Origin of the sequence: Chryseobacterium bernardetii (assembly GCF_003815975.1) — a bacterium.
Classification (GTDB): domain Bacteria; phylum Bacteroidota; class Bacteroidia; order Flavobacteriales; family Weeksellaceae; genus Chryseobacterium; species Chryseobacterium bernardetii.
In genome coordinates, this window is the sequence record NZ_CP033932.1 from 1,406,044 (window position 1) to 1,419,058 (window position 13,015).

The 13,015-nt window shown below is 36.0% G+C and carries 11 protein-coding genes and 1 pseudogene; 5 read left to right on the forward strand and 7 right to left on the reverse strand.

Features of this window, described 5'->3' with window-relative positions; translation table 11 throughout:
• Positions 1 to 111: 111 nt before the first annotated feature.
• Both EG339_RS24620 and EG339_RS06550 read left to right on the forward strand, forming a co-directional pair.
• A pseudogene (locus EG339_RS24620) lies at positions 112 to 156 on the forward strand (hypothetical protein); the annotation flags it as partial.
• Between the two features lie 105 nt (positions 157 to 261).
• The gene (locus EG339_RS06550) at positions 262 to 1,041 is read left to right on the forward strand and encodes a DinB/UmuC family translesion DNA polymerase (protein WP_228459714.1); all 780 of its coding nucleotides are present in this window, start codon (positions 262 to 264) and stop codon (positions 1,039 to 1,041) included.
• An 18-nt stretch (positions 1,042 to 1,059) separates the two neighbouring features.
• Here EG339_RS06550 and EG339_RS06555 read toward each other — a convergent pair whose 3' ends face one another.
• Positions 1,060 to 1,671 (reverse strand): YdeI/OmpD-associated family protein, encoded by a 612-nt coding sequence (locus EG339_RS06555; RefSeq protein WP_123869422.1) that lies wholly within the window; start codon positions 1,669 to 1,671, stop codon positions 1,060 to 1,062.
• Between the two features lie 4 nt (positions 1,672 to 1,675).
• Complete coding sequence (locus EG339_RS06560) at positions 1,676 to 2,809, reverse strand: serine hydrolase domain-containing protein (protein WP_123869424.1); 1,134 nt, start codon at positions 2,807 to 2,809, stop codon at positions 1,676 to 1,678.
• 96 nt (positions 2,810 to 2,905) lie between these two features.
• Here EG339_RS06560 and EG339_RS06565 point away from each other — a divergent pair, with 96 nt between their 5' ends.
• A complete protein-coding gene (locus tag EG339_RS06565) occupies positions 2,906 to 4,228 on the forward strand; it encodes a M48 family metalloprotease (protein ID WP_228459715.1) in 1,323 nt (440 codons plus the stop codon).
• Between the two features lie 131 nt (positions 4,229 to 4,359).
• Here EG339_RS06565 and EG339_RS06570 read toward each other — a convergent pair whose 3' ends face one another.
• From EG339_RS06570 to EG339_RS06580, 3 genes are all read right to left on the reverse strand, one after another.
• A complete protein-coding gene (locus tag EG339_RS06570; protein ID WP_123869428.1) occupies positions 4,360 to 5,895 on the reverse strand; it encodes a hypothetical protein in 1,536 nt (511 codons plus the stop codon).
• A 93-nt stretch (positions 5,896 to 5,988) separates the two neighbouring features.
• A complete protein-coding gene (locus EG339_RS06575; protein WP_123869431.1) occupies positions 5,989 to 6,810 on the reverse strand; it encodes a hypothetical protein in 822 nt (273 codons plus the stop codon).
• Between the two features lie 105 nt (positions 6,811 to 6,915).
• Positions 6,916 to 8,457, reverse strand: a complete 1,542-nt coding sequence (locus EG339_RS06580) for a glycine--tRNA ligase (RefSeq protein ID WP_123869433.1) — start codon at positions 8,455 to 8,457, stop codon at positions 6,916 to 6,918.
• Between the two features lie 326 nt (positions 8,458 to 8,783).
• Here EG339_RS06580 and EG339_RS06585 point away from each other — a divergent pair, with 326 nt between their 5' ends.
• Together EG339_RS06585 and EG339_RS06590 are read left to right on the forward strand one after the other, a co-directional pair.
• Positions 8,784 to 9,479 (forward strand): pseudouridine synthase, encoded by a 696-nt coding sequence (locus tag EG339_RS06585; RefSeq protein WP_123869435.1) that lies wholly within the window; start codon positions 8,784 to 8,786, stop codon positions 9,477 to 9,479.
• Between the two features lie 295 nt (positions 9,480 to 9,774).
• Complete coding sequence (locus tag EG339_RS06590; protein WP_123869437.1) at positions 9,775 to 10,812, forward strand: quinone-dependent dihydroorotate dehydrogenase; 1,038 nt, start codon at positions 9,775 to 9,777, stop codon at positions 10,810 to 10,812.
• Positions 10,813 to 10,846: 34 nt separating this feature from the next.
• Here the strand turns inward: EG339_RS06590 and EG339_RS06595 are convergent, their stop codons facing one another.
• Together EG339_RS06595 and EG339_RS06600 are read right to left on the reverse strand one after the other, a co-directional pair.
• Positions 10,847 to 11,740 carry a hypothetical protein gene (locus tag EG339_RS06595; protein WP_123869439.1) on the reverse strand — a complete coding sequence of 298 codons (894 nt, stop codon included), beginning with the start codon at positions 11,738 to 11,740 and terminating at the stop codon, positions 10,847 to 10,849.
• A gap of 17 nt (positions 11,741 to 11,757) precedes the next feature.
• Positions 11,758 to 13,002, reverse strand: a complete 1,245-nt coding sequence (locus EG339_RS06600) for a DUF445 domain-containing protein (RefSeq protein WP_123869441.1) — start codon at positions 13,000 to 13,002, stop codon at positions 11,758 to 11,760.
• Positions 13,003 to 13,015 lie beyond the last annotated feature (13 nt).

Genomic DNA, 13,015 nt, shown 5'->3' on the forward strand with positions numbered 1-13,015 from the left:
TTTAGTTTTTAGCTTTTGATTATATTTAAGTTTTGATAACTGAGTTTATCAAAAGCTTCTGATTATATTGATGAGCTTTTTCTCGATCTAACAGGGTTTAAATATATTGATATCCATGAATATTGTTCTAAAATCAAAACAGAAATCTGGGAGAAGGAAAATATTCCTGTAAGTATAGGCATTGCTCCCAGCAAGACTTTATGTAAGGTAGCCAACAGGATTGTAAAGGATTTTCCGGAGAAATTTAATGGAGTTTATATTATGGATACCCCTGAAAAGATAGAAAAAGCACTGAAATGGCTGAATATAGGAGACGTTTGGGGAATAGGGAGAAAACTGGCAGCTAAAATGAATGACAACGGTGTTTATAAAGCCTGGGACCTTCTTCAGAAACCTGAAATGTGGGTTCGAAAAGTAATGGGAATTCATGGCGTGAGGATGATTAATGAATTAAAAGGGATCCGTCAGCTTGAACTGGATGCTCCGTCTCCGAAAAAATCAATTGCTGTTACCCGAAGTTTTATGGAAATGCTTACTGATAAAGAAGCCGTAAGAGAACGGGTAGAAACTTTTGGAATGTACTGCTCGGAAAGATTACGCCGGCAGAATACCTGCTGTAAAATGATAACAGTCTTTGTGCAGACCAACCGATTCAGAAAGGATCTTCCTGAATATAGAAATGCAATGACACAAATTCTTCCCAATCCAACCAATTCATCCATATTGATTGGAAGAGTGGTTAATGAACTTTTTGAAGCCGTTTACAGGGACGGGTTTCATTATAAAAGGGCAGGCGTAATGGTAAATGACTTTGTGCCGGAAGACCAAAGACAGATCAGCCTTTTTGAAGAAGATATACAAAACCAGCATCTTCCTGTAATGAAGGCAATGGATGCCATGAACAGGAAATTCGGGAAAGATAAGGTCCGTTTGGGAAGCATGAGTGGTGAAAATACATTTGGCCGTGCTCAATTATCTCCGGAATATGAGGCGTTCCTTAAAAAGAATACGTTGCCTGAAGCTAATTTCAGGTTTCATTAAAAGAGGTATATTCTTTTTTTACTTCCGTTCATACTTCCAGTTTCTCCCTTTTCCTTCTGCAATCCATTCTAAAGCCTGGGTCATTCTTTTGTTTCTGGTAGCTTCGGTTTTAGCTTCAGTAATCCATGTGATGTATTCCTTTCTAAATGACGGGGACGATTTTTCAAAAACTTCTAATGCTCCTGGCTGTTGCTGTAATGCAGCAAAAAAATAATCAGGAATGTCCATTTCTGTTTTGGATGGAGCTGCTTTTTTCATGGTAACCCCCATATCTGTAAGTTCCATGGCTTCTTTAATAGCTTTTTTTAGCTGAGGTTTTGAAGGAAGATCTTCAATCTTTGTTATTTTTCCCAGGCTGAACATAGAGTTTTTCTCAATATCCTGTGTGAGTTCCTGCATGGTTTTCATTTCCTTTTCCAGCCAGAATCCGAATGTGCAGTGCTGTTTGAAAGAGGCCATAGCACAAAGGTTTTTACCTTTGTAGATAAAATGCGGAAAACTCCATTTTATGGTTTCTTCGGCATCAGGACAGTATTCATGAACAATTTCCCGAATGTAACTAAGAATAGGTTTAGCAAAATCCTGGGACTTTTCAATATAGGTATCTATTTTTGAGCTGTATTTTTCCATATTTTTATTGAAATAGTTGTACGGTTTCATTCACAAGGAATTTCACCTGGTCTGGCCTTCCTCTGTCATTTTTAGGGTTGTTGGCATAGCTTCCAGTTTTTACGATCACCATATCGTAGTCCGGAATCATAATGATATACTGCCCCTGAAGTCCAAGGAAATAATAATGTTTAACAGGATTGTCATAATTAATCCAAAGCCCCATTCCATAAATATTGTCAGACTTTTCTGTAGGGGTTCTCATTTGCTTGATAAAATCTGCATTAAGGATTTGCTGGTCTCCCACTTTACCGTCATTTAGGAAAAGAAGTCCCAGTTTGGCAAAATCTCTGGTGTTGGAATGAATGCAGCAATATGCTTTTTCCATTCCATAATCATCTGTACTCCATTTGGCATTCTGTTCCATTCCTAAAGGGACCCAGAATTTTTCAGAAAGATAGCTTGCCAGAGGCTTCTTCAATGCTTTTTTTAAGGCAAAACCAAGTAACTGTGTTGTTCCGCTTTGATATTCGAACCTAGTTCCCGGCTGTTCTTTAAACTTCCTGGAAAATATAGCTTTTACAAGATTTTTCCCATAATAGGCTCTGGCATTGGGCAGAAAAGGATTATTATAATTTTCATCCCATTCAAGGCCGGACTCCATCTGAGCCAGATTTTTAAGAGTGACTTCGCTTCCGAAAGTTTTTTCTTTAAATTCAGTATAAAAATCCGAAAGTTTTTCATCAATATTGCTGATAAGTCCCTCTTCCAGCGCTTTTCCCAAAAGCATAACAGTAACAGCTTTAGCCATAGAAAAAGAATTGGTTGGTGAAAGCTGATTATAGCCGTCCCAATATTGTTCATGAAGAATCTTACCATTCTTTATCACTATAAAAGATGCCGTTTTAGACTGCTTTAAGTCGTCAACTAAAACTTTAGGTAGCTCTTTTTTATTATATTCAGGATGTTCTTCCCATTGTTTGGATGATCCTGCTGCAATAGGATTACCGGGAAAAAGGTTTCCATCATCAATATGGGCACTTGATCTTCCTTTAAGATAGGTTTTGGAAATTCCACTGAATAAATAATCATATCCCAAAAAGTAAGCTGTGGCTGCTCCTACTGCCGCACCGCCTATCATGTACTTTAGTATTCTCATTGTGTGTGAATCGGTCTTAACAAATTTAAAATAATTTGGGTGAAAAAATAAAAATGAATCATCAAATACATTATTTTTGTTTAATTGATGAAAAACATGATCAGAAAACTTATTGCATTGATAGGCTTCCTGCTTTCGGCAGCAGGAATTTCCCAGAACTATAAACCGATAGATACTGCGGATTATCTTCAACGGAAAGAATTTTTAAAAAACTTTGCAGTTCATAATGAAAGCCTGATCAAAGGGCTGAAGTTGCAGTATTCAGGAAGAACAGGTTCTGAAATGTCTAAAATTTATAAAGAATTCGGAACTGATTTTGAAAACCAGGTGAAGAATAAAGACTTTGTTTTTAAATCTGACTTTGATGCCGTTATCAAATCTTTAGTAGAACGTCTCAGAAAGAATAATCCAAAAATTCCTCAGGATCTTAAAATTCTAATCGCAAGAGACAATACTCCTAATGCTTACTGCCTTGCAGATGGAACTTTTGTTATCAATATGGGGCTGTATAACTGGATGGATAATGAAGCTCAGGTAGCTGGGGTAATTTCTCATGAGTTAGGACACAAGATAGAGGATCATACCCTGAAATCTGTTCTGAATACTGTAGAACAGAATGAATTAGATAAATCTACAGTACAAAATATCAAGGAAACAACAGATCAGCGCAGTTTGGGACGCAATGAAAAAGCATTTGATGTTCTTAAAAACAGAATTTATAAAAAAGGAATGGAGAAGAGGAAACTTGAAATGCAGGCAGATTATCTGGGATATGTCATTTTTAAAAACAGCGATTTTAAGAAAAATGAATTCATTAACGGATTACAAAAGCTTCAGACATTTGATACCATTTCTCCCAGAGAACTTAAAATAGAAACTTATAAAAAGCTGTTTGACCTTCCTAAACAGGCTTTCAAGGAAAAATGGATGAAGAAAGAAGACTTTTCACTCTACAATTATAATTTTTATAAAGAAAAACTGAATAAAGATTCTTTAGCATCGCATCCTGAAATGACTAAAAGAATAGAGATGCTTAAAAAAACTTTTCCTGAACTGAACACTTCCGTAGATCCGGAGAAACCCTCAGAAGCATATCTTGCACTGAAAAAAACAGCAAGGATGGAAATTCTACCTAATTATTTCCACTCTGAAGATTACGGATTAGGTATTTATGTAGCGATGCAGTTTCTACAGGATGGAGAAGAGGAAAAATATTATAAAAGCTGGCTTGGCAAATGCTTTTCAAAAATTTATGAAGCCCGGAAGAATTATAATCTGAACCGCTACCTGGATAGGGTAGAACCTAAAAACCAGAGTGAGAGTTACCAGCAATTCCTGAATTTTATGTGGAACCTAAGTCTGGAGGAGATCAAAAATATTTCAGACTATTACCAGGATACCGGGGCTACCACAACATAAAATAACAGTACAGGTAAAGTGAAACCTGCGAGATTAATGAGGTTTAAAATCCTTTGGATTCTGTAAAAAAGCTATCTCAATATTTGAGATAGCTTTTTTACGACCAATGCAGGAATAAAGACCTGTATTAATTAATAGTTCAGTTTTTCCAGACGAATCTTATTGTATTTATCTTTATTGTTGTATTCGCGAAGAAGAATATAGCCTTCTTTGGCCACATAAGGCATTACCTGATAGTTGTCTTTTTCGGAAATAGGAATAATTTCCTGCTTGAATTTTCCATCAATAACCGTATTGATGAACAGGTTCCATTTTTTCTGTTTGGTGGCTTCATCTTTTTGATAATCACGATAGAAGAAAACCACATCTTTTCCGCCGTTGAGGTATTGTGAGAACAGATAGTCGCTGTTTACGGCCCATTTAGTTTTTTCTTTCTCCAATACTTTAAGGTCTTTGATCTTGAAATCTTTATCTGTGTACAGATAGACAAGATCTGTTGTTTTTGGAGCATTATATTGGCCGGCAGGTTTATATTTCTCAGAAAGAATACCTACACTTCCGTCACTCATGAAATATAAGTCTTTAGTAAGCAGATAATATCCGCTTTCTACATAGCCATTTCCGTCAATTTTAGGTAAAAAGGGTACAAAATCCGGCTTATAGCTAAGAGTCTTTGTATCAACACTAAAATTTGACTTGTTAATCATTAATCTGGAAAAGCCAATATCATAATCATTGGAAGCATAGTTCCTTCCTGTTAATACGATTTTGTCATCAAAAGTTTTATCATTGTCAATAGGGCTGTAATTGGAAATAAAACTGTCAATATTTTCTATGGTTCTATCTGTAATTCCTGTGATAGGATTATTGGAAACCTGCTTTCCTGTTTTCATATCAAGCACAAGAAGAGTGAATGTTTTTTTATCATTGTCTACTTTCTTCAGGATAGAATAGAGATAATTTTCATCTTTTTCCAAAGGAGTTAAAGTGGAAAAAACTTTCTTGGTTCCGTCTGTATTGTACTTATACCGCCATACTTCTTTTTTATTCTCGTCAAACTTCATCAGGCTGTTGCTGTTAACATACTTTCCGTAGTCTTTGTATTCTACGGCAAAATAACCTCCTTCTTTAGTTTCTGCTACAGCAGAAACATAATTATAGCCTTTTTCTCTTTTCTCACTTCGGTTTTCTTTGTTCTGCTCCTTCCAGCTTTTAGGCTCATTGATCTCTTTGAAGCTTCCATCTTCAAGATAATCATAATATACTTTTCGGGTAATAGTATTGGTTTTAGGATTGATGACCATGGAAACAGGGGTAAAGACTTCTCTGCTTTTTATCAGGGAATAATCCATCATAGATGGCTTTAGAATAATTTGTCCTTTGAAATCTACATACCCTCTATATGAAGCAGCTGTGATGTCACCTTCAAATTCCTTATTGGCAACAGGGTTGAGGTTTTTATCCAGTATAACATATTCAAATTTCTTAGTTTTATCTCCGGATTTTCCGTAAGAATAGATGGAAACATAGCCGTAAAGGTTGTCTTTATCATCAAACAGGGCATTCATTCCTACATGGTCTCCTGCCGCTAATGTTGTTAAATCCTGAGTTTGGGAAAATACAAATGTCTGGATAAGGCCAAACATTAATAAAATTATTTTTTTCATGATTGAATTTTGGACTAAAATAATAAATTATGAATACTGATGAAAATAAAAGCCCTGAAAACTCAGGGCTGGTATTTCAATAAAGTAAAACCGTTACTTATTATATTCGTAAAGGTATGTATGTTTATTCGTTCCAAAGGCAGAACTTGTATACGTCATGACTGACTTGGTTGGATAATTAGCGGTATTAAGAGTATGAACTGCGCTGGTCTTAGTTGTTCCATTTACAGCGCCTGCATAATTTCCCTCTGCTTTTACCAGATTACTGTAGCCTACCTCTCCATCTGCAAGAGAGAGCATGTCCATTTTTATATAGCCTTTTACATTTTTCATAGGATGGTTATTGCCGTCATAGGAAAATGTAGTACTGTATGTTGTTCCGTTATTAGAGTAAGTGATTGAAAGCAGGTTTCCGTTAGCATCAAGATAGATATCCTTATCTTGGTATTTTATATCTGAATATGCTCCTGTAGTTGGATTATACGTGACAGTTTGAAAAGCATTGTGCTTTATGTGGCTATCACTCAGGTATTGAAATGTTTCAGTGTAAACCAGGGTTCCTGCTTGATGTTTATCTGTTACTTTTTCAGAGACCAGTTTTCCGTTGGAATAAGAAAACTCTCTCATAAATTTTAATGCGCCACTCTTCGTAAATACCTCAGTCTTTACGATATTATCACCGTCATAAGTGTATAACGTTTTTTCATTATCAGCAACATCAAATGCTTCTGTAATCCTGGTTCCGTTGTACTTATATTCTATAGTATAACTTTGGCCATCCTGGGTAATTTCGGTTGATTTTTTTAGAAGATAGGGGGTAGGGGTGTTATTATTCTCATTTGTGCTGTCATCATTTGAAGAGCTGCAACTTGCGATTATTGCAATAGCTAGTGATGAAATGATTAATTTCTTCATGGTTTATAATTAGTTTTTTTAATAGCCTCAAAAGTAATCATTTTCACAATACGAACATCTTTTTTTTTGAAAATGAAAAAGCCCTGATTTTTCAGGGCTTTTAGATTATATTTTAGAAAGTAGATTCCTGAAGTTGGTTTTCTCATCAATGATTCTTCTCAGATCTGCAACCGGAACTCTTTCCTGAGTCATGGTATCCCTGTCTCTGAGAGTTACTGTATGGTCATTAAGAGAATCGTGATCAATGGTAATACAGTAAGGAGTACCAATAGCATCCTGTCTTCTGTAACGTTTACCAATACTGTCTTTTTCTTCGTAGATCAAGTTGAAATCATATTTCAGGTCATTGAAGATTTTTTCAGCATATTCTCCTAAACCGTCTTTCTTCATTAATGGAAGAATAGCCGCTTTTACAGGTGCTAAAGCAGGAGGTAAAGATAAAACCGTTCTTTCTGAGCCGTCTTCCAATACTTCATCCTTCAGGCAGTGAGAGAAGATAGAAAGGAATAATCTGTCTAACCCTACAGATGTTTCCACTACGTAAGGAACGTAGTTTTCATTTCTTTCAGGATCGAAGAACTGAAGCTTTCTTCCGGAGAACTCTTCATGAGCTTTAAGATCAAAATCAGTTCTGGAGTGGATTCCCTCCAATTCTTTGAAGCCAAATGGGAAATTGAATTCAATATCAGCTGCAGCATTCGCATAGTGAGCTAATTTCTCATGATCGTGGAATCTGTAGTTTTCATCTCCCAAGCCAAGAGCAAGATGCCATTTAAGACGCGTTTGTTTCCATTTTTCGTAGAATTCAAGTTCTGTACCCGGAGCTACAAAGAACTGCATTTCCATTTGTTCAAATTCACGCATTCTGAAGATGAACTGTCTTGCAACAATCTCATTTCTGAATGCTTTACCAATCTGTGCAATACCAAAAGGAAGCTTATGACGGGAAGTTTTCTGAACGTTCAGGAAGTTAACGAAAATACCCTGTGCCGTTTCCGGTCTAAGGTAAAGATCCATAGCACTGTCTGCAGAAGCACCAAGCTTTGTTCCGAACATTAAGTTGAACTGTCTTACCTCTGTCCAGTTTTTAGACCCCGTATCCGGATCAGCAATTTCAAGCTCCTCAATTAATGCTTTTACATCTGCAAGATCTTCATTTTCTAAAGATTTTGCCAGCCTTGAAAGGATAGCCTCTCTTTTTGCTCTGTAATCAATAATTTTTTGATTGGTTGCAACAAACTGATCTTTATCGAAAGCTTCCCCAAATCTCTTTGCCGCTTTTTCGATTTCTTTATTCTCTTTATCTTCAATTTTCGCGCAGTAGTCTTCAATTAAAACATCTGCTCTGAAACGTTTTTTAGAATCCTTATTATCAATCAATGGATCATTGAAAGCGTCTACGTGGCCTGATGCCTTCCATGTTGTTGGGTGCATAAGGATTGCCGAATCAATACCCACAATATTCTCGTTAAGCTGTACCATAGCTTTCCACCAGTATTGTTTGATATTATTTTTAAGTTCAGCCCCGTTCTGTCCATAATCATAAACAGCGGATAAACCATCATAGATCTCACTGGAAGGGAAAATAAATCCGTATTCTTTAGCGTGAGAAATTACTTTCTTGAAAACATCTTCTTGCTTTGCCATAATTTTTTTACGTCTGATGTGCAAAAATATGAATTTGGATTCCAAAATCATGAAATTCAGCAAAAAAAGCTATTAATAATCCTTCAAATTCTTTTATTCTCATTTTTTAGGAGCCTTAACCTGCTTTCGTTACTCGCTTTTTCTTTTTTTCGGCGGCGGCTTTGCCGCCGCCGAAAAAAAGAAAAGAGCTCAAACATACCACTCAATCAGGGCTATTGACTTCTACGCGCTTACAAACCCGCTAGGTTCAGAATAGCAGTTACCTGTTAAAATTTTAAGGATACCCACTGAAACAAGAATCAATTGAAATTTTCTACTTTTGCCCCATGTTAGAAATTCTTTATCGTGACGAGCATATTATTGCTATTAACAAACCCAGCGGATTATTGGTTCATAAATCTTTCTATGCAGGAGAAGCTGATACGTATGCCATCCAGGAACTGAGAAACCAGATTGGGCAAAAAGTTTATCCTGTGCATCGTTTAGACCGTAAAACTTCAGGAGTTTTGTTATTCACATTAGATAAAGATACACTTAGAATAATGAGTGACCGTTTTGCAACCAGAGAAGTGGAGAAAAAGTATATTGCTATTCTACGAGGCTGGGCAAAAGAAGAAGAAACCATTGATTACGACCTGGTTAATGAAAATGAAGTGAAGCAAAATGCAGTTACATACTACCGTCGTTTGCAGACTTCAGAAATCGATTTACCTTTTTTAAAACATCAGACGTCGAGATATTGTTTGGTAGAAGCAATTCCTGAAACAGGAAGGTTCCATCAGCTAAGAAAGCATTTTAAACATATTTTACATCCAATTTTAGGATGTCGTAAACATGGCTGCAATAAACAGAATAAATTGTGGCTTCAAACATTTGAAATTAACAAAATGACGCTCCATGCCCATCAATTAATTTTCAATCATCCTATTTCTAACGAAAGAATTACCGTAAATGCCACTATAGATGAAGAGTTCAAAAGAGTAGGGGATATTTTGAAATTTGACTTGAGTACCTATTCTTAATTGTATATTTAAATTTTTAACACTATGAATGCAAAGTACTTTAAATAAATGACTTTTTAATCGCAGCAGCACTTCGTTCAGCAAATGAGAATAGATTCTTTACTTAGTGAAACACCCTTGAACAAAAAATGTTTCAGGATTATTATGTTGAAGATCATAGCGTTAAAAAAATCACTGTTTTTGTAGAGTACGTAGATCGGGTTTATAGATGGTATATATCAGACATTTTGATAAAATATCATAGAGTAATCATATGTTAATTTTAAAATGAGTAATTTTGTAAAACTTTTTTTCAATGTACAAATCGCTCATTCGTCCGGTTCTTTTCAAATTTGATCCCGAAGAAGTACATCACTTTACTTTTTCGATGCTTAAGAATTTTGGATTTCTTACTAAATTATTTTTCCCCAAACCTATTGAGGACAAACGTCTGGAAAGAGAAGTTTTCGGATTGAAATTTAAAAATCCTGTAGGATTGGCTGCCGGTTTTGATAAAAATGCTGTTTTGTTCAATGAATTGGGAGACTTAGGCTTCGGGTTTGTAGAAATCGGGACGGTGACTCCAAGGGCTCAGGCAGGGAACCCTAAAAAAAGATTATTCCGCCTTATTGAAGATGGTGGAATCATCAACAGAATGGGGTTCAATAACGATGGTCTTCAGGCTGCTATTGAAAAACTGAAATCCAACAAAGGTAAAATAATCATCGGCGGTAACATAGGGAAAAATACAGATACAAAACCTGAAAACTATACACAGGATTATCTGGATTGTTTTGAAGGCCTTCATCCATACGTAGATTATTTTGTACTCAATGTAAGTTGCCCGAATGTAGGGAGCCACGCCAAACTGGAAGATGTGGAATACCTTCGTGAGCTGATTACAGAAGTAAAGAAAATCAATCAGTCAAAATCCGTACAGAAACCAATATTGTTAAAAATTGCCCCGGACCTTAATAATACTCAGCTAGATGAGATTGTAGAACTGATTGCAGAAACAAAAATAGATGGGGTGATAGTCTCCAATACCTCTGTAAACAGAGAAGGGCTGAAAACGTCTCCTGATGTTTTAGCACAAATAGGAAACGGAGGATTAAGCGGAAAGCCTATTAGGGAAAGAAGTACAAAAATGATCAAATACCTTTCGGATAAAAGTAATAGGGCATTCCCGATTATTGGAGTAGGAGGAATTCATTCAGCAAAAGATGCTATTGAAAAATTAGATGCCGGAGCAAGTTTGGTTCAGCTGTACACCGGATTTATCTATGAAGGACCGGAATTGATTAATGACATTAACAAAGAGATTTTAAAAAGGGCAAGCAGATTGCCAAGATAAATATAAAAAGAGGGTTCAGAATGTGGACTCTCTTTTATTTTGATTTAATAACAGTGGCATTTTTAATATCAACTGTTAGTGTATGAGCAGGAGAAGAATCAGATTTTTTTATTGTATACCGTATCGTTTTACCGTCCTTTGATTTTGTCTGCGTAGTGTCATATATATTTTCCAGGCAACTTTCAGTAAGGAATTCTTCATAGTGCTTATAATTCCAGTCTTTGGTAAAATAAAGAATCCTGTAGCCTTTCTCACCTTCGCTGGCTCCGCATCTTCCACACGCATTTAGGTTGGAAGCGTGGTCAAAATATAGTAAAATCCGGTTTCCTTTGTCTCCCGAAGCGTAAGAAATCAGTTCGTTTCCGCCATATAGATTAATAACATCAAAGGTGTTGATTCTCTTGTTATTGGGTAGAATCAGATAATTATTGTAACGGTAAATCATATCATTACCGGTAAATAGCTTTGCAGGCTGAGCTTTATCTTTATTCTCAAGATAAAAATTCCCGGGAATAGGATTCTTCTGGGCTTGATCCTGCCCAAATAAAATGGATTCTTTTGGAGAAAGCTCTTTTGCAATTACTGTAACGCTTTCAACATTCTGTGGCGAGTTGATTTTTTCTTTAAACAGTTTAGAACTTTGTTTATGCTTAGATCCGAAATTATATAAGAACAGCTTACCATAGTCATAAAGCCCGGTCAGGGGGATTTTCTTCTGATATTTATCGTAATAGTACCACCCGTCTACAAAATGCTGATATAAATTACAATCCGGAATACCATCATAATGAAGTTGTAAAGTAACACGAGCACCTGCAATTTCTCCCTTAAAGATCTGGGAAGAATCTGTTACCTGCTTTAATTCAATTTTCTGGCAGAAGAGAAATGTCAGACTGAAGGTTAATAATAGAGTGAGAATATTTTTCATGGCAGTATATTGCTGTTTTATATAAAAAAATGAGCAATGGTATAGATAATTAACCCAACTAATCCGCCAACCAAAGTCCCGTTAACACGAATGAACTGAAGATCTTTACCTACTTCCAATTCGAGCTTTTCGCTCAGTTCTTTACCTTGCCAATTGCCTACAGTAGTACTGATGAGGTTTCCGAATTGATGTGTATTTTTAAGGATATATTTATAAGCTGTTACCCGAACCCAATGATCAATTTTATTCTGAAGCTTTTCATCTGTTTTCAGGTTTTGTGAAAACTCATTCAGGTTTTTCGAAAGATAATTTTTTAAGGCAGAATGGTCTTCCTGTAGTTCTTTCATTAACGTTTTCTTGATAGAAACCCAGATATCATTAGAATATTCTTCAAGCTTATCATTTTTAAGAAGTCCGTTTTTAATAGTTTTGAATTCCTCATCCCATTTAGGATCTTCTTTAAGGTCTACAGAAAATTCGTGAATTTTTTGAGTCACCAATGCTCGGACTTCATGTTTCGGGTTTTCTTCTATCTCTTTAAAAAATTCAGACAGCCCATCCGCAATCTTATCCGCAATTTTATTATCAACAAAGGATGGAATGAAAGAGTAGCTCCCTCTTTTTACCCGGTCCTTAATCATCTCATCATTCTGAATAATGTATTCTTTAATCTGTTTTGAAAGATTCGTAATAATCCTCTGGTGGTCATTTTTTTCCAGAATATAATGAATCCCGTTGCCTACTACTTTGTTCAGTTTGATATCATCCGTCATTTCCGATACTTTTTTACTGATGAACTGGCTTACGGTGGAATCATCAAGCTTATTGAGAATATCAAGAACAATATCCGATAGGTTCCGGATCAGGATATCCTGGTTTTTTTCTTTAGCAAGCCATTCTCCGGCAAAACCTGAAACTTTAAGTTTTTGAATATATGGGCGTATATTTTGTGGAGATAAAAAATTGCTGACTACAAAGCTCCCCAGATTATCTCCCAGTCTCTGCTTACTGTTCTCAATAAGATTAGTATGAGGAATCGGAAGCCCAAGTGGATGGCGGAATAAAGCGGTAACTGCAAACCAGTCGGCAAGGGCCCCTACCATGGCAGCTTCAGCAAAAGCACGTACATACCCAATCCAGTGAGAGGAATTGGTTTTCTGCATAATGGTTGTTACAATGAAAATAAGGGCCATCAGAACAAAAAGTCCTGTAGCAAAAGCCTTATATTTTCTCAGTTGTTTTCTTTTTGCTTCGTCATTCATATTCTCAAATTTA

Coding starts and splice junctions, on each gene's coding strand:
- EG339_RS06560 (WP_123869424.1), bottom strand. CDS start 2,809: ATGAGAATACTAAAGTACATGATAGGCGGTGCGGCAGTAGGAGCAGCC.
- EG339_RS06600 (WP_123869441.1), bottom strand. CDS start 13,002: ATGAATGACGAAGCAAAAAGAAAACAACTGAGAAAATATAAGGCTTTT.
- EG339_RS06590 (WP_123869437.1), top strand. CDS start 9,775: ATGTACAAATCGCTCATTCGTCCGGTTCTTTTCAAATTTGATCCCGAA.
- EG339_RS06570 (WP_123869428.1), bottom strand. CDS start 5,895: ATGAAAAAAATAATTTTATTAATGTTTGGCCTTATCCAGACATTTGTA.
- EG339_RS06565 (WP_228459715.1), top strand. CDS start 2,906: ATGATCAGAAAACTTATTGCATTGATAGGCTTCCTGCTTTCGGCAGCA.
- EG339_RS06550 (WP_228459714.1), top strand. CDS start 262: ATGGATACCCCTGAAAAGATAGAAAAAGCACTGAAATGGCTGAATATA.
- EG339_RS06585 (WP_123869435.1), top strand. CDS start 8,784: ATGTTAGAAATTCTTTATCGTGACGAGCATATTATTGCTATTAACAAA.
- EG339_RS06575 (WP_123869431.1), bottom strand. CDS start 6,810: ATGAAGAAATTAATCATTTCATCACTAGCTATTGCAATAATCGCAAGT.
- EG339_RS06595 (WP_123869439.1), bottom strand. CDS start 11,740: ATGAAAAATATTCTCACTCTATTATTAACCTTCAGTCTGACATTTCTC.
- EG339_RS06580 (WP_123869433.1), bottom strand. CDS start 8,457: ATGGCAAAGCAAGAAGATGTTTTCAAGAAAGTAATTTCTCACGCTAAA.
- EG339_RS06555 (WP_123869422.1), bottom strand. CDS start 1,671: ATGGAAAAATACAGCTCAAAAATAGATACCTATATTGAAAAGTCCCAG.